The 24,741-nt window shown below is 72.7% G+C and carries 27 protein-coding genes; 16 read left to right on the forward strand and 11 right to left on the reverse strand.

The genetic code is table 11. From position 1 onward, the window contains the following. Positions 1 to 17 precede the first annotated feature (17 nt). Both ACZ3ZD_RS04535 and ACZ3ZD_RS04540 read left to right on the forward strand, forming a co-directional pair. Entirely contained in the window at positions 18 to 1,004 is a 987-nt protein-coding gene (locus ACZ3ZD_RS04535; protein ID WP_467393455.1) for a helix-turn-helix transcriptional regulator, read from the forward strand. 70 nt (positions 1,005 to 1,074) lie between these two features. Beyond that, a complete protein-coding gene (locus ACZ3ZD_RS04540) occupies positions 1,075 to 1,593 on the forward strand; it encodes a DUF4240 domain-containing protein (protein WP_467394534.1) in 519 nt (172 codons plus the stop codon). Here the strand turns inward: ACZ3ZD_RS04540 and ACZ3ZD_RS04545 are convergent. Beyond that, entirely contained in the window at positions 1,583 to 1,777 is a 195-nt protein-coding gene (locus ACZ3ZD_RS04545) for a hypothetical protein (RefSeq protein WP_467393457.1), read from the reverse strand. The two genes, ACZ3ZD_RS04540 and ACZ3ZD_RS04545, sit on opposite strands and share 11 nt — an antisense overlap. Positions 1,778 to 2,036: 259 nt before the next feature. Between ACZ3ZD_RS04545 and ACZ3ZD_RS04550 the strand changes: the two genes are divergently transcribed. Next, positions 2,037 to 3,221, forward strand: coding sequence for a MarP family serine protease (locus ACZ3ZD_RS04550; RefSeq protein WP_467393459.1), 1,185 nt, complete (start codon positions 2,037 to 2,039; stop codon positions 3,219 to 3,221). 37 nt (positions 3,222 to 3,258) lie between these two features. On the opposite strand, the gene ACZ3ZD_RS04555 is transcribed toward ACZ3ZD_RS04550, so the two are convergent. Then, a complete protein-coding gene (locus ACZ3ZD_RS04555) occupies positions 3,259 to 3,747 on the reverse strand; it encodes a GNAT family N-acetyltransferase (protein ID WP_467393461.1) in 489 nt (162 codons plus the stop codon). Between the two features lie 73 nt (positions 3,748 to 3,820). Here ACZ3ZD_RS04555 and ACZ3ZD_RS04560 point away from each other — a divergent pair, with 73 nt between their 5' ends. Both ACZ3ZD_RS04560 and ACZ3ZD_RS04565 read left to right on the forward strand, forming a co-directional pair. After that, entirely contained in the window at positions 3,821 to 4,717 is an 897-nt protein-coding gene (locus ACZ3ZD_RS04560; RefSeq protein ID WP_467393463.1) for a TIGR01777 family oxidoreductase, read from the forward strand. A gap of 180 nt (positions 4,718 to 4,897) precedes the next feature. Further along, positions 4,898 to 6,262 carry an NAD(P)/FAD-dependent oxidoreductase gene (locus tag ACZ3ZD_RS04565; RefSeq protein ID WP_467393465.1) on the forward strand — a complete coding sequence of 455 codons (1,365 nt, stop codon included), beginning with the start codon at positions 4,898 to 4,900 and terminating at the stop codon, positions 6,260 to 6,262. Between the two features lie 38 nt (positions 6,263 to 6,300). Here ACZ3ZD_RS04565 and ACZ3ZD_RS04570 read toward each other — a convergent pair whose 3' ends face one another. Then, on the reverse strand, positions 6,301 to 7,758 hold the full coding sequence (locus ACZ3ZD_RS04570; protein WP_467393467.1) for a regulator: 1,458 nt from the start codon (positions 7,756 to 7,758) through the stop codon (positions 6,301 to 6,303). A 239-nt stretch (positions 7,759 to 7,997) separates the two neighbouring features. On the opposite strand from ACZ3ZD_RS04570, the gene lipB reads away from it, so the two are divergent. The 6 genes from lipB (at position 7,998) to ACZ3ZD_RS04600 (ending at position 13,370) form a co-directional block, all read left to right on the forward strand. Continuing rightward, a complete protein-coding gene (lipB, locus tag ACZ3ZD_RS04575; RefSeq protein ID WP_467393469.1) occupies positions 7,998 to 8,795 on the forward strand; it encodes a lipoyl(octanoyl) transferase LipB in 798 nt (265 codons plus the stop codon). A 114-nt stretch (positions 8,796 to 8,909) separates the two neighbouring features. Continuing rightward, entirely contained in the window at positions 8,910 to 9,899 is a 990-nt protein-coding gene (lipA, locus tag ACZ3ZD_RS04580) for a lipoyl synthase (protein ID WP_467393471.1), read from the forward strand. A 230-nt stretch (positions 9,900 to 10,129) separates the two neighbouring features. Next, positions 10,130 to 10,330 (forward strand): SCO2195 family GlnR-regulated protein, encoded by a 201-nt coding sequence (locus tag ACZ3ZD_RS04585; RefSeq protein WP_467393473.1) that lies wholly within the window; start codon positions 10,130 to 10,132, stop codon positions 10,328 to 10,330. Between the two features lie 59 nt (positions 10,331 to 10,389). Beyond that, positions 10,390 to 11,091: a DUF4191 domain-containing protein gene (locus tag ACZ3ZD_RS04590; protein WP_467393475.1), complete on the forward strand. Its 702-nt coding sequence runs from the start codon at positions 10,390 to 10,392 to the stop codon at positions 11,089 to 11,091. A 79-nt stretch (positions 11,092 to 11,170) separates the two neighbouring features. Further along, positions 11,171 to 12,262, forward strand: coding sequence for a right-handed parallel beta-helix repeat-containing protein (locus tag ACZ3ZD_RS04595; protein WP_467393477.1), 1,092 nt, complete (start codon positions 11,171 to 11,173; stop codon positions 12,260 to 12,262). A 43-nt stretch (positions 12,263 to 12,305) separates the two neighbouring features. Beyond that, positions 12,306 to 13,370 carry a methyltransferase gene (locus tag ACZ3ZD_RS04600; RefSeq protein ID WP_467393479.1) on the forward strand — a complete coding sequence of 355 codons (1,065 nt, stop codon included), beginning with the start codon at positions 12,306 to 12,308 and terminating at the stop codon, positions 13,368 to 13,370. Positions 13,371 to 13,418: 48 nt separating this feature from the next. On the opposite strand, the gene ACZ3ZD_RS04605 is transcribed toward ACZ3ZD_RS04600, so the two are convergent. The 7 genes from ACZ3ZD_RS04605 to ACZ3ZD_RS04635 are packed head-to-tail and all read right to left on the reverse strand — an operon-like array spanning position 13,419 to position 18,581. Further along, positions 13,419 to 13,748: a TcmI family type II polyketide cyclase gene (locus ACZ3ZD_RS04605; RefSeq protein WP_467393481.1), complete on the reverse strand. Its 330-nt coding sequence runs from the start codon at positions 13,746 to 13,748 to the stop codon at positions 13,419 to 13,421. A gap of 21 nt (positions 13,749 to 13,769) precedes the next feature. Continuing rightward, positions 13,770 to 14,249: an SRPBCC family protein gene (locus tag ACZ3ZD_RS04610; protein ID WP_467393483.1), complete on the reverse strand. Its 480-nt coding sequence runs from the start codon at positions 14,247 to 14,249 to the stop codon at positions 13,770 to 13,772. Between the two features lies 1 nt (position 14,250). Further along, positions 14,251 to 14,505, reverse strand: coding sequence for an acyl carrier protein (locus ACZ3ZD_RS04615; protein ID WP_467393485.1), 255 nt, complete (start codon positions 14,503 to 14,505; stop codon positions 14,251 to 14,253). 19 nt (positions 14,506 to 14,524) lie between these two features. Further along, a complete protein-coding gene (locus ACZ3ZD_RS04620) occupies positions 14,525 to 15,769 on the reverse strand; it encodes a beta-ketoacyl synthase N-terminal-like domain-containing protein (protein ID WP_467393487.1) in 1,245 nt (414 codons plus the stop codon). Positions 15,770 to 15,776: 7 nt separating this feature from the next. After that, the gene (locus ACZ3ZD_RS04625) at positions 15,777 to 17,036 is read right to left on the reverse strand and encodes a beta-ketoacyl-[acyl-carrier-protein] synthase family protein (RefSeq protein ID WP_467393489.1); all 1,260 of its coding nucleotides are present in this window, start codon (positions 17,034 to 17,036) and stop codon (positions 15,777 to 15,779) included. Next, on the reverse strand, positions 17,033 to 17,440 hold the full coding sequence (locus ACZ3ZD_RS04630; protein ID WP_467394536.1) for a cupin domain-containing protein: 408 nt from the start codon (positions 17,438 to 17,440) through the stop codon (positions 17,033 to 17,035). Before ACZ3ZD_RS04630 ends, ACZ3ZD_RS04625 begins: the two co-directional genes overlap by 4 nt. Before the next feature lie 58 nt (positions 17,441 to 17,498). After that, positions 17,499 to 18,581 carry a SchA/CurD-like domain-containing protein gene (locus ACZ3ZD_RS04635; RefSeq protein ID WP_467393491.1) on the reverse strand — a complete coding sequence of 361 codons (1,083 nt, stop codon included), beginning with the start codon at positions 18,579 to 18,581 and terminating at the stop codon, positions 17,499 to 17,501. A 199-nt stretch (positions 18,582 to 18,780) separates the two neighbouring features. Here ACZ3ZD_RS04635 and ACZ3ZD_RS04640 point away from each other — a divergent pair, with 199 nt between their 5' ends. After that, complete coding sequence (locus ACZ3ZD_RS04640; RefSeq protein WP_467393494.1) at positions 18,781 to 20,439, forward strand: FAD-dependent oxidoreductase; 1,659 nt, start codon at positions 18,781 to 18,783, stop codon at positions 20,437 to 20,439. Positions 20,440 to 20,526: 87 nt separating this feature from the next. Here the strand turns inward: ACZ3ZD_RS04640 and ACZ3ZD_RS04645 are convergent, their stop codons facing one another. Beyond that, the gene (locus ACZ3ZD_RS04645) at positions 20,527 to 20,994 is read right to left on the reverse strand and encodes an RDD family protein (protein WP_467393496.1); all 468 of its coding nucleotides are present in this window, start codon (positions 20,992 to 20,994) and stop codon (positions 20,527 to 20,529) included. 210 nt (positions 20,995 to 21,204) lie between these two features. Between ACZ3ZD_RS04645 and glnA the strand changes: the two genes are divergently transcribed. The 4 genes from glnA (at position 21,205) to pspAB (ending at position 24,708) form a co-directional block, all read left to right on the forward strand. Then, positions 21,205 to 22,614, forward strand: a complete 1,410-nt coding sequence (gene glnA, locus ACZ3ZD_RS04650) for a type I glutamate--ammonia ligase (protein ID WP_467393498.1) — start codon at positions 21,205 to 21,207, stop codon at positions 22,612 to 22,614. A 202-nt stretch (positions 22,615 to 22,816) separates the two neighbouring features. Then, complete coding sequence (locus ACZ3ZD_RS04655) at positions 22,817 to 23,071, forward strand: SCO2583/SCO2584 N-terminal domain-containing protein (protein WP_467393500.1); 255 nt, start codon at positions 22,817 to 22,819, stop codon at positions 23,069 to 23,071. Between the two features lie 129 nt (positions 23,072 to 23,200). Further along, positions 23,201 to 24,121 (forward strand): zinc metalloprotease HtpX, encoded by a 921-nt coding sequence (gene htpX, locus ACZ3ZD_RS04660; RefSeq protein WP_467393502.1) that lies wholly within the window; start codon positions 23,201 to 23,203, stop codon positions 24,119 to 24,121. Between the two features lie 2 nt (positions 24,122 to 24,123). Then, positions 24,124 to 24,708 (forward strand): PspA-associated protein PspAB, encoded by a 585-nt coding sequence (gene pspAB / locus ACZ3ZD_RS04665; RefSeq protein ID WP_467393503.1) that lies wholly within the window; start codon positions 24,124 to 24,126, stop codon positions 24,706 to 24,708. Positions 24,709 to 24,741: the final 33 nt, after the last annotated feature.

Genomic DNA, 24,741 nt, shown 5'->3' on the forward strand with positions numbered 1-24,741 from the left:
TCTTGCATGATGGGCGCATGCGCGCCGCACGTCTGATCAAGATGGTCCTCCTGCTCCAGTCCCGGCCCGTGATGACCGCCGCCGAGCTGGCGCGCGAGCTGGAGGTGTCGGAGCGGACGGTGACACGGGACGCGCAGGCGCTGTCGGAGGCGGGGGTGCCGGTGTACGCCGACCGGGGGCGGGCCGGCGGGTACCGGCTGGTCGGCGGGTACCGGACGCGGCTGACCGGGCTGGCCCGCGGCGAGGCCGAGGCGCTGTTCCTGAGCGGGGTGCCGGGGGCGCTGCGGGAGATGGGTCTGGAGGACGTGGCCTCGGCGGCCCGGCTGAAGGTGTCGGCGGCGCTGCTGCCCTCGCTGCGGGACGCCCCGGACACCGCGGCGCAACGCTTCCACGTGGACGCCCCGGCCTGGTTCCGGGAGCCCGAGACGCCCGCGCTGCTGCCCGTGGTCGCGGAGGCGGTGTGGGACGACCGCTGCGTCCGGGCCCGGTACCGGCGCGGGGACGGCGAGGTCGAGCGGACGCTGGAGCCGTACGGGCTCGTGCTGAAGGCGGGCGTCTGGTACCTGTGCGCGCGGGTTCGGTGCGGCGGCTCCTTCCGGACGTACCGGATCGACCGGTTCGAGGCCGTCGACGCCCTCCCCGACCGTTTCGAGAGGTCCCCGGAGTTCGACCTGCCGGCGCACTGGGCCGAGCAGGCCGAGCGGTTCGCCCGCTCGATCCTGCGCACGGAGGCGGTCGTACGGCTCTCCCCGACCGGCGTGCGCCGGCTGCCCCACACCGTCGACCCCCTCGCCGCACGGGACGCGCTGGCCACCGCGAGCGCACCGGACGCCGAGGGCTGGGTGACGGTGATCCTGCCCGTGGAGTCGGAGGAGGTGGCCCACACCCAGCTGACCGCCCTCGGCCCGGAGGCGGAGGTCCTGTCTCCCCCCACCCTCAGAGACCGCTGCGCAGCGGACGCGGCCCGCCTGGCGGCGCGTTACGCCCGCGGGGACGCGGGCTGACGTGCGGCCCCCGCACCCCGCCGTACTCCGCGTGCGGGGTGCCCGTCGAGGGCCGATGCTGGTGTGCGTGATGGACGAGACCGAGTTCTGGGAGTTGATCGACTCCGCCCGGGAGGCCGCCGAGGGGGATCCCGAGGAGCAGGCCGACCTGCTGCTGGAGCGGCTGCTGCGGCTGGATCCGGAGCTGGTCCTGGACTTCGCCCGTCACTTCGAGGCCCGCTACAACCGCGCCTACCGCTGGGATCTGTGGGGCGCGGCCTGGCTGCTGCTGGACGGGTGCAGCGACGACGCGTTCGACTTCTTCCGGTGCTGGCTGATCGGCCAGGGCCGGGAGGTGTTCGAGGGCGCCCTGCACGACCCGGACGCGCTGGCCGGGCTGCTGGGCGAGTTCGACGAGGAGATCGACGGCGACGGGGAGGAGCTGGGGTACGCGGCGGACGAGGCGTACGAGCAGCTGACCGGTACCGTCGCGCCCGACCTGGGCATCGCCCCGGCGCCCGCGGAGCCGCAGGGCACGCCCCTGGACCTGGAGGACGACCGGGTGCTCGCCGCGCGGTACCCGCGCCTGTGGGAGCGGTTCAGGTCGTGACGTCCGCCCCGGCGCGGTCGGCGTCGACCGCGTGGCGCATCGGCGCCGCGTTGGCCTGGTCGAGGGCGGACGCGGTGACCGCGGCCGGTCCGAGGACGACGGTCACGACCGCGCACACCACCGCCCAGGGGCCGCGGGTGCGCTCCCGCGCGGACTCGCTGCGACGGCTGTTCCTGATGCTCATCTGTCCCCACCTCCGGTCGGCTTCCGGCCGTGTCCGACGGTAGGCCGCGGGGCTCGCAGCGGGCTGCGTGCCGGCTGTGCCGTCCCTGTGGATGTCCGGTTCCCGTGCCACGAGGTGGAACTATCGTCCAGGTCCGGGTCGTTCCTGGGGGTACACGCGTATGTGACCGGTTCCGCCGCCCGGTGGCCGTCCCGGGTGCGCGTGGTGATCAGCGGACCGGTCCGGTCCGTACTGAGGGGTCCGAGAGAAAGGCGGCTCCGTGGATCTGCTCGACCTGGTGCTCGTGCTGGTGATCGTCGTCTACGCGGTGTCCGGTTACCGGCGCGGCCTGGTGGCCGGATGCGTCTCGCTGGCCGGGTTCGTGGGCGGCGCGGTCGTCGGCGTGTGGCTGCTGCCCTGGGTGACGGGCCTGGTGGCGCGGGGCACGTCGACGGCGACGGTGCTCGCGGTGCTGACGGTGCTGGTCCCGGCGGTCGTGGGGCACGAGCTGGCGGGCCGGCTGGCGCTGCGGCTGCGCGGGGAGCTGGACCGGGGCCCGCTGCGGGTGGCGGACGGGCTGGGGGGCGCCGCCGCCAACTCGGTCGCGGTGCTGATCGTGGCCTGGGTCGCGGCGAGCGTGCTGGGCGCGGCACCCTCGCAGCCCCTGACGACGGCGATACGGAACTCGGCGCTGCTGGGCGCGGTGCAGGACACGATGCCGCAGACCACGCCGGCCTGGTTCTCGCGGGCCACGTCCGCGCTGGCCGAGGCGGGCTTCCCGCAGGTCTTCAACCCGTTCGAGAACGAGTCGACGGCCCGGGTGGCCCGGCCGACCGGGGACAGTGTCACCCCGGCCGCGGCGAACGCCGCCAAGTTCAGCTCGGTGAAGATCGAGGGCGCCGCGGGCGCGGAGGGCCGCGAGGGCAGCGGGTTCGTGTTCGCGGCGCAGCGGGTGATGACCAACGCGCACGTGGTGGCCGGCATCGACGACCCGAGCGTGCGGGTCGGCGGGGTCGGGCCGGCGTACCGGGCGCGGGTGGTGCTGTTCGACCCGGACCGGGACGTGGCGGTGCTGTACGTGCCGGGGCTGCGCGCGCCGGTGCTGCGGTTCGACCCGGGTGCCGCGCGCGGGGACGCGGCGGTGGTGGCGGGCTATCCGCAGGACGGGTCGCTGGACCTGCAGGCGGCGACGGTGGCGAGCCGGGTGCGGGCGACCGGCCAGAACATCTACAACGACCGCGAGGTCACCCGGGAGATCTACTCGGTCCGCTCCACGGTCCGGCCGGGCAACTCCGGCGGTCCGCTGCTGACCACGGACGGCAGGGTGTTCGGGGTGGTCTTCGCCCGGTCCACCTCGGACGCCGAGACGGGGTACGCGCTGACGGCGGCCGAGGTGGCGGGCGACGCCCGGCGCGCGGCCACGGCGACGACGCCGGTGGACACGGGCCGGCTGGTCGACTCGTAGACCGCGGCGACGCGGGGCGCGACGCGGGTGCCGCGGCCTACAGGGCGCGGCCCATGCACACGTCGTCCACGTACCGGCCGTCGAGGAAGAACTCCCCCGGCAGCACGCCCTCGACGGTGAACCCCTCGGACGCGTACAGCGCCCGGGCGGGGGCGTTGTGCCCGAGCACGCGCAGGGTGAGGCGCCGTGCCCCGCGCCGGCGCGCCTCGGCGACGGCGGCCCGGATCAGGAGGCGCCCGACGCCCCGCCCGCGTGCCTCCTCGGCGACGGCGAACCCCTGGATGGTCAGGACGTGCGCGTTCGCGGGGAGCGGCGTCGGGTGGACGAGGCGGATGTAGCCGAGCAGGCGCCCGTCGGCCTCGGCGAGGAGGAAGTCCTCGGGGTGGTGCCGCTCGTCGAAGAACGGCGGGTAGGGCGGCTGCGGGCGGGGGACCACCGCGGACAGGGTGGACCAGGTGGCCCGGTCGAGGACGGCGAGTTCCTCTTCGTCGGCGGGCCGGGCGGTGCGTATGTGCGGCTCGGGCATGACGGTCACCCTACGGCGGGCGGTCCGGGCGTCCCAGTGGGTTCCCGACCCGCCGAACGGTCATGCTGGGGCCATGGAGCGTTCACGTATCGCGGTGGCCGGCGCGTCCGGTCTCATCGGCAGTGCCCTGGTGCGGTCCCTGACCGCGGACGGGCACGAGGTGGTCCGGCTGGTGCGCCGGGATCCCCGGGGCGCGGACGAGGTCCGCTGGGACCCCGGGCGGGGTGACGTCGACACGGCCGGCCTGGCCGGGTGCGACGCGGTGGTGAACCTGGCGGCGGCCGGGGTGGGCGACCGGCGCTGGACGCCGGAGTACAAGCGGCTGCTCCGGGACAGCCGGGTGCTGGGCACGGCCGCGCTGGCCGAGGCGGTGGCCGCGCTGCCCCGGCCGCCGCGGGTGTTCGTGAACGGCAGCGCGATCGGCTTCTACGGCGACACGGGTGACCGGGTGGTGGACGAGGACGCGCCGCCGGGCGACGGCTTCCTGGCCGCGATGTGCGTGGAGTGGGAGGAGGCGGCGGCGCCGGCGCGCGCGGCGGGGGTGCGGACGGTGTGCGCGCGGACCGGGCTGGTGGTGGCCCGGGAGGGCGGGGCGTGGGGGCGGCTGTTCCCGCTGTTCCGGGCGGGGCTCGGAGGGCGGCTGGGCGACGGTCGGCAGTACTGGTCGTACATCGCGCTGCACGACGAGGTCGCCGCGCTCCGGCACCTGATCGACCACGACGACCTGTCGGGGCCGGTCAACCTGACCGCTCCGCAGCCGCTGACGAACGGGGAGATCACGGCGGCGATGAGCCGCGTGCTGCGCCGGCCGGCGGTGTTCGCGGTGCCTTCCCCGGTGCTGCGCACGGTGCTCGGGGAGATGGCCGGGGATGTGCTGGGCAGCCAGCGCGTGGTGCCGGGACGGTTGCTGGAGTCGGGGTTCCGGTTCGCGTTTCCGGGCATCGAGGAAGCGATCCGTGCGGCCCTGTGAGCCGGCTGACCACACCGGCGAACGAAAGTGACCGTATGCGACCTCCATGCGACCGTGCTCTGTTGATGCGCGACTGTTTCTGACCTGTATCGCCCCTACCCTCGACCCGAACTCGGGTATCCCTTGCGCCTGTTGGGGGCATCACGTCTCCACCGGTCGCGCAACCACAGGAGGGGCCTCGTGCTTGAGCCCGCGTACCAGGTGGACGTCGTCATCGTGGGAGCCGGGATCGCCGGCCTCTCGGCGGCTCATCGGCTGACCAGTGCAGGAATCACCACCGCGGTCCTGGAGGCGGCCCCCTGCGTGGGGGGCCGTATGTCGACGGAGAAGGTCGACGGCTTCCGGCTCGACCGCATCGGACAACTGCTGTCCACGTCCTACCCCGAACTCCGCCTGACCCCGGGGCTGGACGCCCTGGTCCTGCGCCGCTTCGCGCCGGGCGTCCTGCTGCACCGCGACGGCCGCACCCAGCGCGCGGGCGCGCCGGCGGCCGTAGGGAGCGCACGGGGCGCACGGGGCGCGCTCCATGTGGTGCGCGCCCTCGCAAGCGCCCCCAGGAGTACGGCGGCCACCCCCGGCGCCCCGGTGGGCGGCGCGGTGGACCAGGCCCGGCTCGGCGCCGCGCTCGGCCGGATCGCGGCGACCCCCGTCGAACACGTCCTGGCCCGCCCCGAGATGCCGGCCGCCCGGGCGCTCGCGCAGCGCGGGGTGCCGGTCCGCACCATCGACGGCTTCCTGCGCCCCCTCCTCGCCGCGCTGCTGTGCGACCCGGAGCTGACCACCTCCAGCAGGTGCGCCGACCTGGCCCTGCACCACTTCGCGAGCGGGCGGCTGTGCGTGCCGGAGGGCGGCGCGGAGGTCATGCCGGAGCTGCTGGCGCGGGCGCTGCCGCCGGGCACCGTGCACACCGGGGTGCGGGTCACCTCGGTGTCCACGACCTCGGTGGCCACCGCCGAGCACGGCGTGATCCGCTGCCGGGCGGTGCTGCTGGCGACGGACGCGCGGGCCGCGGCCGAACTGCTGCCGGGGCTCAGGGTGCCGGACTTCCACCCGGTGACGGTCGTCCACCACACCACGGACGACCCGGCGGCGTCCTTCGCCACGGGCGGCTCGCTGCTGCTGGACGCCGACCGGGGCGGCCCGGTGGCGCACACGGCGGTGCTCAGCGACGTGGACCCGAGCCGGGCGCCGGCCGGCCGCGTGCTGATCTCCTCCACGGTGCTGGGCCCTCCGCCGGAAGGGGTGGACACGGCGGTCCGCATCCACCTCTCCCGGCTCTATGGCACCTCCACGCGCCGCTGGGAGACGCTGGCCGTGCACCACACCCCGGAGGCGGTCCCCGCCATGCGCGCCCCGCACGACCTGCGCCGCCCGGTACGCCTCCTGGCGGGCCTCTACGTCTGCGGCGACCACCGCGACACCAGCACCGTCCAGGGGGCCCTCCACTCCGCGCACAGGGCCGCGTCGGCGATCCTGACGGACCTGGGCGCGGCGGGCTCGATGCACAGCGCGGAACCGGCGCCCACGCTGCCCAGGGCGGCGTAGGCGCCCCGCAGGGCGGGGCGCGGGCACCCGCTAGCCCCCTACCCGAGCGCCGCCACCTTCTCCCGGTACACCCGCACCGGCGCCGCGTCCCGGTACGGCTCCAGCCGGCGCTCGAACTCCTTCACGTACTCCACGGCGCGGGCCGACCGCATCTCCGCGGCCTGCCCGGCCGCCTCCGCGGCGATCGCGCACGCCTGGTCGAGTTCGCCGAGGCCGAGGCGCGCGGTGGCGAGGACGACCCGGCAGAACAGGCGGCTGCGGGCGTAGGTGGGCGCCCTCAGCTGCAGGGACCGCTCGGCGTGCTGCGCGGCCGCCCGGAACTGCTGCAGGTCCCGGTGGCAGTGCCCGAACTCGTCGGCGAGCTGCGCCTCGTCGAAGAACGCCGCCCAGTACGGCACGTCGTCCCCGGGCCGGGCCGTCTCCAGGGCGCGCTCGGCCCGCACCAGCGCCGCGGTGCACGCCCGCACCTCGCCGAGCACCCCGTGCGCCCGCGCCTCGGACGCGTGCAGCAGCGCCTGGACGAGCGGCGGCGCGCCGGTGCCGACGCCCTGCTGGGCGACCCGCGCCAGCTGCACCGCCTCCCGGCCGTGGCCGAGGTAGACGGCCTGCCGGCTCATGGTGACCAGGACGTACGAGCCGTAGGCCCGGTCGCCGGCCGCCTGGGCGAGCCGCAGGGCCTGCACGAAGTAGCGCTGGGCGAGTCCGTGCGCGGCGATGTCGTACGAGGTCCAGCCGGCGAGCCGGGTCAGGTCGGCGGCGGCGCCGAACAGCCGGCGGCCGGTCTGCTCGTCGTAGCTGCCGCGGAGCATCGGCTCGCACTCGTGCTCCAGGTAGCGCACCAGGGCCTGCCGGGCGTGGCCGCCGCCGAACCGGTCGTCGAGGGTGCGGAACAGCTCGCCGACCGAGTGCAGCGCGGCGATGTCACCGCTGCCGACCCGGTGCCCGGGGGCGCGCTCGGCCTGTCCGCGCGAGCGCGGCGGCGCCGGCAGCTGGGGCCTGGCCGCACCGGGCCGGCCCTGCGGCGGCACCCGGGGCGCCGGTTCGCGGGCCACCCGGTCGTCGGCCTTGCCGATCAGCCAGTCCCGGCTGGGCACGACGAGCCCCGCCGGGGTGAAGGCGATCTTGCGCAGCTCGGCGTGGCTGCCGGAGTCCTTGCGCCACAGCCCGCTGACGATGTCGACGGCCTCCTCGGGGGTGGCCGCGAACTCCAGCCCGGCGTAGACCGGCGCGCAGGCGTCCAGGCCGAGGTCCTGGGCGGTGAGCCGGCGTCCGAGCCGGCGGGTGAACACCTCGGCGATGAGGGCGGGGGTGGTCCCGCGCGGCTGCTGTCCGCGCAGCCAGCGGGTGACCGAGGTCTTGTCGTATCTGAGGTCCAGCCCGTGTTCGAGGCCGAGCTGGTCGACGCGACGAGCCAGACCCGCGTTGGAGAACCCCGCCTCTGCGATGAGCGCGGCGAGCTGGCGGTTGGGGGTGCGCTGCGCGGGTCGGTCCGACATCTGCGGTGCGGTCTCCTGCCTTCCGGGCCTGCGAAGTGCCCGGATTGCCTTTGAGCAGCCCTTATGGCCTCACGAACGGCGCGAATGTAGCGGAGAGTGAGCAGAAGGTCGCATACTTCGCGGGGCTTTCATCCGATCGTGTGAGGAACGCCCGCAGGGCTGACGTACGCCGGTCGGACGTACAGTGGCGTGGGCGCGCTACGTGCCTGACACACCCATCGCCGAGGGAGGCGCTTGCCGTGAGTGGGTTGCGGTTCGTCCGCATGGGATTCGGTGCCGATGCCGTCGACTACCAGGAGGCCTGGGACGAGCAGCGCCGGGTGCACGCCGCCCGGTTCGCCGACGAGGTCCCGGACACCGTGCTCCTCCTGGAGCACCCCCCGGTGTACACGGCGGGCCGGCGCACCGAGGACAGCGAGCGTCCGCTGGACGGCACCCCGGTCATCGACGTGGACCGCGGCGGCAAGATCACCTGGCACGGCCCGGGCCAGCTGGTGGGCTACCCGATCCAGAAGCTGCCCCGCCCGGTGGACGTGGTCGCGCACGTACGGCGGCTGGAGGAGGCGATCATCCGCAGCTGCGCCGAGTTCGGCCTGGAGACCACGCGGGTGGAGGGCCGCAGCGGCGTCTGGGTGCTCGGCGACCCGGTCGAGCAGCGGCCGGCGCTCGGCGGCCTGTCCCTGGACTTCGACCCGCGGCTGAACGACGAGGAGTTCGACCCGCGGCTCGACGGCCCCGAGTACGCCCCGTCCAACGCGGGCCAGCGGCGCGAGGACCGCAAGATCGCCGCGATCGGCATCCGCGTCGCCAAGGGCGTCACGATGCACGGTTTCTCCTTCAACGTGAACCCGGACAACGTCTGGTTCGACCGGATCATCCCGTGCGGCATCCGGGACGCGGGGGTCACCTCGCTCGCGGCCGAGCTGGGCCGGGAGGTCACGGTCGAGGAGGTGCTGCCGGTGGTGGAGCGGCACCTGAGGGACGTCCTGGAGAACGCGGAGCTGAAGCCGCGGGTGATCGAGAAGGCGTCCGCCTGACCGTCCGTCCGGGAATGCGCCCTGCGACAGCGGGGTTGGCTCCGGCGGCAGGGCGCACAGAGCACGGGCGTACCCTGGTGTACGCCGAAGAATCGAAGTCACAGGGAGCCGGACGTGTCCGCAGTCGCACCCGACGGACGCAAGATGCTGCGCCTGGAGGTCCGCAACAGCCAGACGCCCATCGAGCGCAAGCCCGAGTGGATCAAGACCCGGGCGAAAATGGGCCCCGAGTACACGAAGATGCAGAACCTCGTGAAGAGCGAGGGCCTGCACACGGTCTGCCAGGAAGCCGGCTGCCCGAACATCTACGAGTGCTGGGAGGACCGCGAGGCGACCTTCCTCATCGGCGGCGACCAGTGCACCCGGCGCTGTGACTTCTGCCAGATCGACACGGGCAAGCCCGAGGCGCTCGACCGCGACGAGCCGCGCCGCGTCGGCGAGTCCGTGGTCACCATGGACCTGAACTACGCCACCATCACCGGTGTCGCCCGCGACGACCTGGCCGACGGCGGTGCCTGGCTGTACGCCGAGACCGTGCGCCAGATCCACGCGCAGACCGCGGACCGCGAGGGCGGCCGGACCAAGGTGGAGCTGCTCGCCCCCGACTTCAACGCGATCCCGGACCAGCTGGCGGAGGTCTTCTCCGCGCGCCCCGAGGTCTTCGCGCACAACGTCGAGACGGTCCCGCGGATCTTCAAGCGGATCCGCCCCGGCTTCCGCTACGAGCGCTCCCTGCAGGTCATCACCGAGGCCCGCGACTTCGGCCTGGTCACCAAGTCGAACCTGATCCTCGGCATGGGCGAGACCCGCGAGGAGGTCAGCGAGGCGCTGCGGCAGCTGCACGACGCGGGCTGCGAGCTGGTGACCATCACCCAGTACCTGCGCCCCTCCGTCCGGCACCACCCGGTGGAGCGCTGGGTGAAGCCGCAGGAGTTCGTGGAGCTGAAGGAGGAGGCCGAGCAGATCGGCTTCTCCGGGGTGATGTCCGGCCCGCTGGTGCGCTCGTCGTACCGCGCCGGGCGGCTGTACCGGATGGCCGTCGAACAGCGTCATGCAGCTGCTCCGCAGCGGGGCGGGGCGTTCGTCGCCGGCCAGGCGGTGTGAGCCGAGCGTGTGAAGTCGCGCACAAGCACCTACCGGTCGGTAATGGCCGGGACGACGCGGTCCCGACCGTCCTCGCTGATGAGGACGGGCCCCGGGGCCGCGTCGGCGTTTCCGCACCGCGTATCAGACCTTCATGGGCGTTTGACCGGTCGGACACGCCCTGGTAACACCAATCAGTGACCCTGGTATCACGCCCCGTATCTCCACCGCTCCGAGGGGGGACCTCGATCATGCAGGCCGCACCCGTACGCGCCACCGCCATCCCGACCTTCACCGACGCCCTCCGGGCCGTCGAGTCCCTGCTGATGAGCGGCGGCCAGCGCACCGCCCGCCGCAACGCCTGGACCTCCGTCCTGGAGGACCGCCGCCGGGCCAGGGACCGGGTCGAGGCCCAGCAGTTCCTCGACCAGGCCGCCTCCGGCCGCTCCTGATCACTCCCGCCGGGCACTGCCGTCGTCCGCGGTCCCGGGGGCCACGTAGACTTCGTGGCATGGCGAGGAAGGAAACCGCGGCGGACGCCGCGAACGCAGGGCGACTGAAGCAGATCGCCCTCACGTACAAGATGACCCGCAAGGCCGACAAGACGATCGGCCTTGTACTCGCGGCCGTCGGCATCGGCACCCTCGGTGTCTTCCTCGCGATCGGCTTCCTGATCGGCCACCCGGTCTATCTGGGCGTCTTCGGTCTGCTGATCGCCCTGCTGGCGACGGCGATCGTGTTCGGCCGCCGCGCGGAGCGGGCCGCCTTCGGCCAGATGGAGGGCCAGCCGGGCGCCGCAGCGGCCGTGCTGGACAACATCGGCCGGGGCTGGACGACGACTCCCGCGGTGGCGATGAACCGCAGCCAGGACGTGGTGCACCGGGCCGTCGGCAAGGCCGGCATCGTGCTGGTCGCCGAGGGCAACCCGAACCGGGTGAAGAGCCTGCTGGCCGCCGAGAAGAAGAAGATGAACCGCATCGTCGCGGACGTACCGGTGCACGACCTGATCGTCGGCAACGGCGAGGGCCAGGTCGAGCTGAAGAAGCTGCGCACCACCATGCTGAAGCTGCCGCGCGTCCTCACCGGCCCCCAGGTCACGGCCACCAACGACCGACTGCGGGCCCTCGGGGACCTGATGAGCAACATGCCACTGCCGAAGGGCCCCATGCCCAAGGGCGTCAAGCTGCCGAAGGGCGGCCCCCGGGGCCGTTAGCGGGGGCCGCCGCCCCTGACACGCCGCCGAACGGAGCATCGGGCCGGTAATCGGGTCGTCCGCTTCTAGCCTTCGGCATGTGACAAAACGACACATTGCGTACCTGGCGTGCGCCACGACCCTTGTCGGAGCGTTCGTCGGCGCCACCCCGGCGTCGGCCGCCCACCGGATCCTCGTGGTGCATCCGGGTGAGTCGATCCAGAAGGCGGTCAACTCCGCCAAGGCCGGCGACACCGTGCTCGTGCTCGCCGGCACCTACCGTGAGAGCGTCACGGTCAAGACCGCGGGCCTGACCCTGCGCGGCACGGGTGCCGGCACCGTGATCCAGCCCCCCGCGAAGAAGACCAAGGCCGCCCCGCACGGCGCCGGGAAGGCCGCCGTCACCTGCCTTTCGGACGGCAACGGCATCTGTGTGGTCGGCGGCAAGAAGAAGCCCGTCAAGGACGTCACCGTCTCCGATCTGAAGCTGACCGGTTTCGCCAGAAGCGGCCTGTTCGCCATGGGCACCGACCGGCTGACCGTGCAGCGGGTGATCGCCGAGCACAACGGCCAGTGGGGCATCGCCCAGGAGCACTCCACCCGCGGGCTGTTCCGTGACGACATCGCCGTCGGCAACGGGGACGCGGGACTGTTCCTCGCCAACAACGTCAAGGCGGAGCAGGGGGCCACGGACACCAAGGGCGCGGTGGTCGACCAGAACGTGCTGCAGGACAACCGGATCGGGATCACCGTCCGCCGCCTGCGCAACCTCTCCGTCACACACAACCAGGTCACCGGCAACTGCGCGGGCGTCTTCGTCGTCGGCGACGAGAACAAGCCGCGGGCCGGCGCCCTCACCGTCAGCGAGAACCTGGTCGCGCAGAACAACAAGTACTGCCCGAAGACCGCCAGGCTGCCCTATCTGCAGGGCTCCGGCATCGTGCTGACCGGCACGGAGAAGGCCCTCGTCACGCGGAACCAGGTCACCGGCCACCAGGGCAAGTCCCCGCTGTCGGGCGGCATCGTGCTGTTCAAGAGCTTCGTCGGCGCCCACAGCGTGAACAACCGGATCACCGACAACCGGCTGGCCGGCAACTCCCCGGCCGACCTCGTCAACCAGGAGACCGCCAAGCGCGGCAACGCCTTCACCGGCAACTCCTGCCGGGCCTCCAAGCCCGCGGGCCTGTGCTGACCGGACGGCCGTACCCGACCCACGCAAGGAAGGAAGGCGGCACATGACCGCACCATCCCGCGCGCCCGCGGCTCCCCCGGAGCCGGGGGCACCCCCCTCCCCTCCGCCGTCGATGCGGCTGCGCGAGCTCGTGTTCGGGGCGGCCTGCGCCGCCGCCGTCCGCGCCGCCGCCCGGCTGGGGGTCGCCGACGCGCTCGGCGACGCCCCCATGACCGTGGAGACCCTGGCGTCGGCGCTGCACGCCGAGCCGGGGCCGCTGCGCCGGCTGCTGCGCGCCCTGTCCTGCTACGGCGTCTTCGCCGAGCGTCCCGACGGGACGTTCGCCCACACCGAGATGTCCCGGCTGCTGCGCGAGGACGACCCGAACAGCCTGCGGGCCATCGCGCAGTGGTGCACCGAGCCGTGGACCTGGGACGCCTGGCCGCGTCTGGACCAGGCGGTGCGCACCGGCCGGAACGTCGTGGAGGACCTGTACGGCAAGGAGTTCTTCGCCTACCTCAACGAGGACGCCCCCGAGTCCGCGGACGTCTTCAACCGCGCGATGACCCGTTCCAGCGAGCAGTCGGCGCGGGAGGTGGCGGCCCTGCTGGACCTGTCCGGCAGCCGCTCGGTCGCGGACATCGGCGGCGGCCAGGGGCATGTCGTGGCCTGCCTGCTGGACAAGTACCCGGCGATGCAGGGCAGCCTGCTCGACCTGCCCCGGGTGGTCGAGAACGCCCTGCCGCGGCTGCGCGAGGGCGGTGACCTCGCCGACCGCGTGCGGATCGTGCCGGGCGACGTCCGGGACGCGGTCCCGGTCGAGGCCGACGTCTACATCATCAAGAACATCCTGGAGTGGGACGACGAGAGCACGGCCCGGCTGCTGCGCAACGTCGTCGAGGCGGGCGGCCCCGGCACCCGCGTCATCGTCATCGAGAACCTGGTGGACGACACCCCCTCGATGCGCTTCAGCACCGCCATGGACCTGCTGCTGCTGCTCAACGTCGGCGGGGCCAAGCACACCACCGACTCCATGGTCGGCCGGCTCGAGGCGGCGGGCCTGGCCGTCGGTGAGATCAGCCCGGTCAACCCGTTCCTGCACGCGTTCGACTGCATCGTGCCCGCATGACCCGCTCCCCGCGCCCCCGAGGGGCGCGGGGAACCAGCGGCCGAACGCTCAGCCGGCGTCGCGCTCCCACAGGTAGAAGCGCTGTGCCATGGCGTCCTTCGGGGACCGCCAGGTCTCCGGGTCGTACGCGCTGACGTACGCCGTGAGCCGCTCGCTGACCTCCTTGAACTCGGGGTGCGAGGTGATCTTGGCGATGGCCGGTCCGGGTTCGCGGTCGGACTCGATGAGGTGCATGTACACATCGCCGAACTGGAAGAGGCTGCGCCGGCGGACACCGACGAGGTGCGGCAGCTCTCCCCGGTCGGACTCCGCGAACACCTTGGCGATGTCGGGGGCGGAGCCCGGGGCCATCCGGGCGACGATCAGGGCCTGGTGCACGGTCGTCTCCTGTCGTCCGGTTCAGTCGGCCAGGGCCGGGGCGGGCCGCTCACCGGCGGCCGCCTTCTCGATCTTCTCCCGGATCAGCTCCAGCTGGACCTTGGAGTTCTTGTTGATGTTGTCGGTCATCCAGTCGTCGTCGACGGGCGCGTCCGGCTTCATCGCGAAGTCCTGGGTCCAGACCATCCGGGTGCCGGCGGGGACCTCCTCGTACCGCCAGTGGATGTTCATGTGGGCGAAGGGCCCGGTCTCCACCCGGCGCGCCCTGACGGTGCGGGTGGCGCGGTCCGGCTCGCGCTCGGAGACCCAGCTCCAGACGGTGCCGTTGTCGTCCGGGTGCATGGTGAGCCGGAAGGTCGTCTTCTCGCCCTCCCGCTTGAGGACCTCCACCGACGCGTACTCGCTGAACAGCTGCGGCCAGCGTTCCAGGTCGTTGGTCATGTCCCAGACCAGGTCCAGCGGGGCGGCGATGGTGATCTCGTTCTGGGTGTGTCCTGCCATCTCAGGCTCCTGCCATCAGGGTGCTGTTGACGAGGTTGAGGAACTGCTGCGGCGTCTTGCAGCGTTCCGCGTCGACCGGCATCGGCGTGCCGTGCGTGTTCTCCAGCTCGCCGACGATGCCGAGCAGGCCGAGCGAGTCGACGCCGAGGACGTCGAAACCCATGTCGGGCTGCTCCTTGAGCTGGTCCGGGCTGACGGTGACCCCGGCGGCCTTCTTCATCAGCGCGGCGAGTTCTTCCACGGTGATCTGGGGCATGTTCTCCTCCTTTGCTTCCTCACTGCGCGGTGCCGCGTCGCAGCACCAGCGCCGAGTTCGACCCCATGAGTCCGCGGCTGAGGACCAGCGCCGTCGACACGTCGGCGGCACGGGCGCGGCCCGTCACGAGGTCGAGGTCGTGGCAGACGTCGAAGACGTTCGGCGTCGGCGGGATCAGGCCGTGCTCCATCGCGAGCACGGCCGCCGCGGTGTCCAGCACGGGGGCCGCGCAGTACCCCCGGCCGATCCCGGTCTTCGGCGCGGTGACCGGCACCCGGGTGCCGTGGGCGCCGAGGACGTCGGCGATGGCCAGCGCCTCGGCGCGGTCGGCGGCCGGGACCCCGAGGGCGTCGGCGAAGACGACGTCGACCTCCTCGGGAGCGCAGCCGGCCTCCCGCAGGGCCTGCCGGGCGGCCTGCGCGAGGCCCTCCCGGGACGCCTCCCAGCGGGAGGCGCCGGTGAAGGTCGCGCCGTGGCCCGCCACGACGGCCCGGATCCGGGCGCCGCGGGCGCGGGCGGTGCCCGACGCCTCCACCACGAGCATCGCGCCGCCCTCGGCCGGGACGAACCCGCAGGCCCCGTCCGTGAACGGGCGGTAGGCCCGGGACGGGTCCGGCTCGCGGCTCAGTTCGTCGTAGCCGAGCTGGCAGACCATCGAGTACGGCGCGAGGGGCGCCTCGGTGGAGCCGGCCACGATCACGTCGGTGCCGCGCCGCACCGCCCGTGCCGCGTGGGCGAGGGCGTCCAGGCCGCCGGCCTCGTCGGAGGCGACGACCGAGCAGGGCCCCTTGAAGCCCCGGCGGATGGAGACCTGGCCGGTGCTCGCGGCGTAGAACCAGGCGATGGACTGGTACGGCCCGACGAACCGGCTGCCCTTGCCCCACAGCTGCTGCAGTTCGCGCTGGCCGAACTCGCCGCCGCCGGACCCGGCCGCGGTGACCACGCCGATGGAGTAGGGCGCGTCGGGCACGCTGCCCGGTCCGAGCCGGGCGTCGTCCAGCGCGAAGTCGGCCGCGGCCATGGCGTAGTGCGTGAACCGGTCGGTCTGGACGAGGAAGCGCTCCTCGATCGTCGCCGCCGGGTCGAAGGCGCGGACCTCACCGGCCACCTTGAGGGGAAGGTGCTCGCAGCCCTCGCGGGTGACCCGGTCGAGGACGTTCAGGCCCTCCTGGGTGGACTTCCAGAAGGTGTCGGTGGTGGTCCCGTTGGGCGCGACCACACCGATGCCGGTGATGGCCGCGTGCCGGTCCTGCGGTTCGCTCATCGTGTCCTCACTCCCTCGGCCGGGTCAGGATCACCGCGGACTGGAAGCCGCCGAACCCGCTGCCCACGGACAGCACGCTGGTCAGCTTCCGTTCGCGGGCGACTCGCGGGACGTAGTCCAGGTCGCACTCGGGGTCGGGGATCTCGTAGTTCGCGGTCGGCGGTACGACCTGCTTGACGAGGGCCAGCACACAGGCGACCAGCTCGATGGCGCCGATCGCCCCGAGGGAGTGCCCCACCATGGACTTGATGGAGCTCATCGGGGTGTCGTAGGCGTGGTGGCCGAGCGCCCGCTTCACGGCCGCCGTCTCGTGGCGGTCGTTCTGCCGGGTGCCGGAGCCGTGCGCGTTGACGTAGTCGATCGCCGTGGGGTCGAGCCGTGCCTGGTCGAGGGCGGTGTCTATGGCCCGCGCCATCTCCAGGCCCTCCTTGGTCAGGCCGGTCATGTGGTAGGCGTTGCCGAAGGTGGCGTAGCCGCCGAACTCGCAGTACACGTGGGCACCGCGGGCCCGGGCGTGCTCCAGTTCCTCCAGGACGAGCACCGCGCCGCCCTCGCCCATGACGAAGCCGTCACGGTTGTTGTCGAAGGGGCGGGAGGCGTGCGCGGGGTCGTCGTTGTTCGGGGACGTGGCCTTGATCGCGTCGAAGCAGGCCATGGTGATCGGGGAGATCGGGGAGTCCGACGCCCCCGCGATGCATATGTCGGCCCGGCCTTCCTGGACGGTGTGGAAGGCGTAGCCGACGGCGTCCAGACCGGAGGTGCAGCCGGTGGAGACGGTCTGCACCGGACCCTGTGCGCCGAAACGTTCCGCCACCGCGGAGGCCACGGTGCTCGGCGAGAACGCCCGGTGCAGCTGCGGCTCGGCCTCGCCGTGGTCGACGTCCCAGCGCTGCCCGCGATGGCTGACCAGGACGTAGTCGTGCTCCAGCCGGGTGGTGCCGCCGACGGCGGTGCCCAGGGAGACACCGACCCGCCAGGGGTCCTCCCGGGCGAGGTCGAGACCGGAGTCCCGGACCGCCTCCTCGCCGGCGACCAGGGCGAACTGTATGTACCGGTCCGCCCGCTGGACCTCCTCGGGGTCCAGGCCGTGTGCGGCGGGATCGAAGTCGCACTCGGCGGCGATCCGGGACCTGAGCCCGGTCGGGTCGAAGAACGTGATGCCCCGCGTCGCGGTACGGCCTTCGGCGAGCAGGTCCCAGAACGCCGGTACGCCGATCCCGCCCGGGGCCACGACGCCTATGCCGGTGACCGCCACGCGCCGGGTCATGAGCGGACCTGCGCCCGGTCGGCCGGCGCGGCGGCGACGGTTTCCGCCCCCTCGGTGTCGACGTGGCCGAGGGCCGGCCGGGGGGCCAGCGGGCCCAGGTGGAAGACGATCCGCGCCTCCACGTTGCCGACGTTGCGGAAGCGGTGGCGCATGTTCATGGGGATCATCAGCCCCTGCTCGGGCCGCAGCGGGTGCGGCTCGCCGTCCAGGTCCACCTCCAGCTGACCGCAGAGGACGTAGACGAACTCCTCGGAGTAGGGGTGGTAGTGCTCACCGATGCGGTCACCGGGCTGCACGATGGCCACGCCCATGAAACCGCTGGTGGAGCCCACCGTCGCCGGGGTGAGCATGGCGCGCAGATCACCGCCGCGCCGGGTGTTGGGCTCGACCTCGCTGAGGTCCACGATCTTCGGAAGGGGTTTGATCACGGCGTTCCTCCGTTGGTGTGCTGGGCCGGCGGGGTCAGGCGTCGGGTGAGTGGCGGTCGGTGACGAGGTCCATGCCGACGGGCTCGCCGTCCAGCAGGCTGCCGAGCGCGGCCTGCCGTCCGGGCTCCGGCAGCAGGGACCGGGCGCCGAGGCCGGGGCGTACGTCGACCAGCCGGACGACGACGTCGTCGCGCTGGAAGATCGTGCTGCGCAGGACCGGGCTGTCCGGGTCCTCCGCGGCCGCCTCGTCCTGCTGGGCGAGCAGCTCCGCCAGCTGCATCCCGCGGTCCGGCCGGGCCGGGTAGTACAGCGCCTGCCGCTCGCCCTCGACGAGTTCGTCCACGGTGACGTGGTGCACGGCGGGCAGCGCCGCCCGGGTGAAGAACACCCGCGCGGACTCCTGGTCGTTCAGGTCCCGCTCCTGCTCCAGATAGGGGTTGATGGCCTCCTCGACGGCCCGCACCTCGGGCTGCCGGGCGACGTGGCGCAGTGCCGCGAGCAGGTCGCCGCGCACCTCGATGGCCCGCACGACCCGGTTGCCGTGCATGAACAGGGAGGTGCGGCACAACCGGGTCGTCTCGTCGACCCGCGCCTGGGGCGAGGCGTAGTCGGACAGGATCCTCTTGACCTCGCGCTCGCTGCCCGGCCTGACCGTGAAGGTCAGCGCGTGCCGGATCACGCCGTCGCCGATCCGCGGCGAGGCCTGCAGCCGGCGCCGGGACGCGGCCGAGGCCGGCTCGCCGCCGGTCTCGCGGACGATGTGGAACCGCAGCGACCGGGTGTCGCGGACGCAGCTGTGCAGCGGTTCCACCATCCGCACGTGCTCCTCGCTGTTCACCCAGGTGAGGAACGGCGGGGCGCTCTCCCACTCGCTGGTGATGAGCCATTGGGAGGGATTCTCGATCGACTGGCACAGCTGGTCGCTGACGTGGCCGGGCACCTGCGCCACCTGGTTGCACAGTTGCTCGTAGGCCTCCAGGAACTGCTGCTGGGCGCCGTCGTTGACGTCCACGAGCAGGACGACCCGGAGACGGGAGCCGTCGAACACGGACTGGGAGACCCTCTTCGACACCTCGCGCGTCGACTGGTCCGAGATCTTTTCCGACAAGGTGGTCATGCTGCGCATCTCCTTCACGGGGGCAGAGGCGAACGCCGGCCGCCGATGACGCGACGTCAGCGCTTCTTGATCCTGTGCCGCTTCCCGCGGTGCGCGCGACTCGCGTGAACCACGTGGGTGATTGAGCACGCGAAACCCGTCCCAGCGGGCACAGAAACTGCGACGCGCCTCACACCCCGACCCTGCCTCTGGAGACTCGATGCAGCAGAAAGCCGATCACCAGGTGCCCGTCCTCGTCGTGGGCGGCTCTCTGGTGGGCCTGTCCCTCTCCCTGTTCCTGGGCCGTCTCGGCGTACCGCACATGCTCGTCGAGCGGCACTCCGGCACCTCGATCCACCCGCGTGGCCGAGGCAACAACCTGCGCACGATGGAGCTGTTCCGGGTGGCCGGCATCGAGCCGGACATCAAGGCGGCGGCCTCGCTCCTCGCGGCCAACCACGGCATCCTCCAGACCCCGACGCTTGCCGGCGACGCCGGAGAGTGGCTGTTCAGGGAGATCGACCCGGGCGGCGGACTGGCGAGGTTCAGCCCCACGACCTGGTGCCTGTGCAGCCAGAACGACCTGGAGCCGGTGCTGCTGAAGGGCGCCCGCGCCCTCGGCGGCGACCTGCGCTACTTCCACGAGCTGGAAGCCTTCGAACAGGACCCCGAAGGAGTGACGGCGTTCGTCCGGGACCGGGACAGCGACGCGCTGTACACCGTCCGGGCCGACTACCTGGTCGCGTGCGACGGGCCGCGCAGCCCCGTCCGGAACCGGCTCGGCATCGGGCAGAGCGGGCCGGGCGACCTGTTCGCCAACGTGAGCGTCACCTTCCGGTCCAAGCTGCTCGCCGAGACGGTCCGCGACCGGCACTTCATCTGCTGCTACCTCACGAACCCCGACGCCGACGGCGCCCTGCTGCCCGTCGACAACAAGGAGCACTGGGTCTTCCACGCCCCCTGGCACCCGGAGCACGGCGAGACCCTGGAGGAGTTCACCGAGGAGCGGCTCCAGCGGCACATCCGGCTGGCCGTCGGCGTCCCCGACCTCGACGTCGAGATCACCGGCAAGGCGTCCTGGCGCGCCGCGGAGCGCGTCGCCGAGCGGTACACGGCCGGCCGGGTCCTGCTCGCCGGCGACTCCGCGCACGAGATGTCCCCGACCGGCGCCTTCGGCTCCAACACCGGCATCCAGGACGCCCACAACCTGGCCTGGAAGCTGTCCGCCGTCCTCGGCGGCTGGGCCGGACCGGATCTGCTGGAGACCTACGACACCGAGCGCCGGCCCGTGGCCCTGGCCACCAGCGCCCGCGCCTCGGCCCGCTCGGTGGAGCACAGCCACCCCGGCTTCGCGCCCACGCCCGGCGTCGGCGGCGGCCCGCGCAGCGGCATCCTCCCGGTGGTGCTGTGCTACCGCTACCTGGAGGGGGCCGTCCTGGACGCCGACCCCGCCCATCCGGTCGTACCCGACGCGGTGCGGCTGACCGGGGACCCCGGCAGCCGGGCACCGCACCTGTGGCTGCGCCGCGCGGGCGCCCGGCTCTCCACGGTCGACCTGTACGAGCGGTCCATGGTGCTGCTCTGCGACGCCGGGTCGGCGGCGGGCGCCGCCTGGCACGCGGCCGCCCGGCACGTCGCCGGCACGGACAGGGTACGGCTGGAGGCGTACCGGATCGGCGCGGGCGCCGACGCCGACCTGACGTACGACGGCGAGGGGCCCGGCGGAGGCGACGACTGGGCCGCGGCGCACGGTACGACGGCCGACGGGGCGGTGCTGGTCCGGCCGGACGGGTTCGTGGCCTGGCGTACGGCCGGCGCGCCGGCCGATCCGGAGGCGGAGCTGCGGGGGGTGCTGGCGGCGGTGCTGCGCCGGGGCTGAGCGCGGAGACGGGCGCACGGGTGAGCCCGGTGGCCGTCGGCCACCGGGCTCACCCGGTCACTGCGGGGCGGGGGGATCGGGCCCCGGTCAGATGCGCACCTCGACCGTCCTGGCGAGCCGGTCGTGCAGGCCGCGGCCGTCGCGGTCCCAGACCAGGGCGGGGATCGCCAGGCAGAGCAGGACCGTGCGCACCAGCGCGCGCCCGGGGCTGACCGTGCCGGTTTCCAGGGCCACGACCCGGATGCCGAAGAGGCGCTTGCCCGGGGTGAAGCCGACCGTGCCGACGGTCAGGGCGCTCAGGACGAAGAAGACGCCGAGCGCCCAGTTGCTCGTGGCCGGGCCGTAGCCGTGGGTGATCAGGCCGTATGCGATCAGGACGCACATCGCCCAGTCCACGGCCAGGGCGCCGAGCCGCCTGCCGGGCCGTGCGATCGAGTTCGGCCCCTCCTCGGGGAGACCGAGCTGCTCGCCCCGGTACCCGAAGTCGGCGCCCGCCTCTTCCATGGCCGCGCGCGGCCCGGACAGCCACGATCCCATTGCCTGCCTGTTGTCCACCCGTCCACGGTACTGCGCCCGGTTTCGGGCACTACGCGCAGGGGTGTGTCGGGGCTACCGTGGACAGGTGGCTGGTTAACTTCTGCGAAACAAACGGGTCACGCCCGAGAAATCACCCGTCCCTAGGGTCGAGACCAGCGTGTGCCACCGCACTGGCCGCACGAACGATCTACCACCCCGGCGTCGACGGTCGGGAGTAGGAGGAGCTGGATGTTCCAGAACGCCGACGAGGCCAAGAAGTTCATCGCGGACGAGGACGTCAAGTTCGTCGACGTCCGCTTCTGCGACCTGCCGGGCGTCATGCAGCACTTCACGGTGCCCGTTGAGGCGTTCGACCCGGACGAGGAGCTGGCCTTCGACGGATCGTCGATCCGTGGTTTCCAGGCCATCCACGAGTCCGACATGGCGCTGCGCGCCGACCTGTCCACCGCGCGGGTGGACCCGTTCCGCCGGGACAAGACCCTCAACATCAACTTCTTCATCCACGACCCGATCACGGGCGAGCAGTACTCCCGCGACCCGCGGAACGTGGCGAAGAAGGCCGAGGCGTACCTGGCGTCGACGGGCATCGCCGACACCGCGTACTTCGGCCCCGAGGCCGAGTTCTACGTCTTCGACAGCGTGCGCTTCGCCACCTCGGCGAACGAGTCCTTCTACCACATCGACTCCGAGGCGGGCGCCTGGAACACCGGCGCCCTGGAGAACAACCGCGGGTACAAGGTCCGTTACAAGGGCGGCTACTTCCCGGTCGCCCCGGTCGACCACTTCGCCGACCTGCGCGCCGAGATCTCCCTGGAGCTGGAGCGGTCCGGCCTGAAGGTCGAGCGCCAGCACCACGAGGTCGGCACCGCCGGCCAGGCGGAGATCAACTACAGGTTCAACACCCTGCTCGCCGCCGCCGACGACCTGCAGCTCTTCAAGTACATCGTGAAGAACGTGGCCTGGCGCAACGGCAAGACCGCGACCTTCATGCCGAAGCCGATCTTCGGTGACAACGGCTCGGGCATGCACGTGCACCAGTCGCTGTGGAGCAACGGCGACCCGCTGTTCTACGACGAGGCCGGGTACGCGGGCCTGTCGGACACCGCCCGCTACTACATCGGCGGCATCCTCAAGCACGCCCCGGCGCTGCTGGCCTTCACCAACCCGACGGTGAACTCCTACCACCGCCTGGTGCCGGGCTTCGAGGCGCCGATCAACCTGGTGTACTCGCAGCGCAACCGCTCGGCCGCGATGCGTATCCCGATCACGGGCTCCAACCCGAAGGCCAAGCGCGTCGAGTTCCGTGCGCCCGACTCCTCCGGCAACCCGTACCTGGCCTTCTCGGCCCTGCTCCTCGCGGGCCTGGACGGCGTCAAGAACAAGATCGAGCCGGCCGAGCCGATCGACAAGGACCTGTACGAGCTGGCTCCCGAGGAGCACGCGAACGTCGCCCAGGTCCCGACCTCCCTCGGCGCCGTCCTCGACGCGCTGGAGGCCGACCACGAGTTCCTCCTCCAGGGCGACGTGTTCACGTCCGACCTGATCGAGACGTGGATCGACTTCAAGCGCACCAACGAGATCGCCCCGCTCCAGCTGCGCCCGCACCCGCACGAGTTCGAGCTGTACTTCGACGTGTGACAGACGCGCCGAAGCGCTGACCGAGGCCCCGCCGCTCCCCCGGGAACGGCGGGGCCTCGGCGTGCGTCGTGGCTTTCCGGCCGCCCGGGCCGGCCGGCCCGGGCGGCCGGGCAACCTTTTCCTCTTCTCAGACTTCCTATTGTCGGGGGATCATCCCTCCGGGCCGTGACGGGCGAGACCGGACGAGAGAGGTTGAACGGGGATGCCGGAACAGGACGACTGGGAGCACGAGTTCGATCACAGGTGGGCGAACTCGGCCGAGCACAAGGAGCCCTCCGCGCGGGCCCGCATGCTGGCCGCCCGGTGGAAGGAGAACCCCCCGGACCCGGCCCCCTTCCGCGCCGACCCCGACCCGGCCCCCCGCCGCTCGTCCTGGGTCTCGACCGCCGTGGTCCTCGGCTGCGTGGCGGTGGTCATCGTCCTCCTCGGGTACGCCCAGCTGCACTCGCCGTACTGACCCACGGCACCGCGCCGGTGACACAGGGGGACATTTTGCTGCTCCTGGGGTCGTTCGGGACCAGCTCATGGGGGACCACGGGTGCACACTGGACAGCGGGACGAGTGGCTGACTGCGGGGTGATGCAAGATGCGGAGCCGGTTCCGGAGCGATCGACGGCTGACCGTGCGTATGGGGCTCACGATGTTCCCGCTCGGGCTGCTGTACGTGGGGTTCGTCGCCGCGCTGATCGTGCTGCTGAAGTCCTGGGTCATGGTCGCCGTCCTGATCGGGGCGATGTTCGTGGCGCAGTTCTGGTTCTCGGACCGCATCGCGATGTTCGCGATGCGCGGGCGGCCCGTGGAGCGGGAGGAGTACCCCGAGCTGCATGCCGTGGTCGACCGGCTGTGCGCGATGGCCGACCTGCCCAAACCGGTGGTCGCCGTGTCCGCGATGGACATGCCGAACGCGTTCGCGACCGGGCGCAGCGCCTCGCACGCGGTGGTCTGCGTGACGACGGGGCTGCTGCGCCGGCTGGAGCCCGCGGAGCTGGAGGGCGTGCTGGCGCACGAGCTGTCGCACGTGCGGCACAAGGACGTCGCCGTGATCACCATCGCGTCGTTCCTCGGGGTGGTCGCGGGTCTGGTCGTACGGTTCGCGTTCTACTCGCAGGTCTTCGGCGGCGGCCGCCGGGACCAGAACACCGCCGCCGTGTTCGCCGCCGTGCTGGGTGTCTCCGCGGCTGTGTACGCGCTCAGCTTCCTGCTGATCCGGGCGCTGTCGCGGTACCGGGAGCTGGCGGCCGACCGTGCGGCGGCGCTGCTGACCGGCCGGCCCTCGGCGCTGGCCGCGGCGCTCACCAAGGTCTCCGGGGAGATCGCGCGGATCCCGACCAAGGACCTGCGGACGGCCCAGGCGTTCAACGCGTTCTACTTCACCCCGGCGACCGGCCGGGAGCCCGGCATCGAGCGGTTCTTCTCCACCCACCCGAGCCTGGAGCAGCGGCTGGAGCAGCTGGGCCGGATCTCGGCGGAGCTGGGCGAGGCCGCCACCCCGGGGAAGGCGGGCTGACCGTGGGGCTGCTGGACATCCTGCTGGGCCGTTCGAAGCCGGTCGCGCCCGATCTGGACCAGCTGTTCGCGCTGCCGTCGGCGGCCGTGACGCTGGAGGCGGCGGCCGGTTTCACGCCGACCGGGGGCGGGGCGGTGTGCTTCGCCACGGTCGAGGGGGCGGCCTTCGAGCAGATGCACCGGGAGGTGCAGGCCCTGCTGGACGCCGACACCGACCGCACCGGCCCACCGGTGGAGCTGCGCCGGGACGGCTACGGCTACTCCTGGCTGGTCTCCCAGCGCTCCCCCGGCCAGCTGCCCGAGCTGGTCAACGACCTGCACGCGGTGAACACCTCCCTGGAGGTGAACGGCTTCGGCCCGCAACTGCTGTGTTCCCTGGCCGGCTTCACGGACGGGTCGGGCCGGCGGCTGGCGCTGGTGTACCTGTACAAGCGGGGCACGTTCTATCCGCTGTGCACCCGCCCCGAGCAGCACCGGCGCGACAACGCGCTGGAGCTGCAGGTGGCCGGCCTGCTCGGTGACGACCTGCGCATCGAGCCCGACAAGTCGCGCTGGTTCCCCCTGTGGGACGTACCCGGCCTGACGTAGCGGGCGGGTAGCGGCCAGGCCCCGCGACGCCGG

Source organism: Streptomyces sp. NPDC023481, from assembly GCF_055560195.1.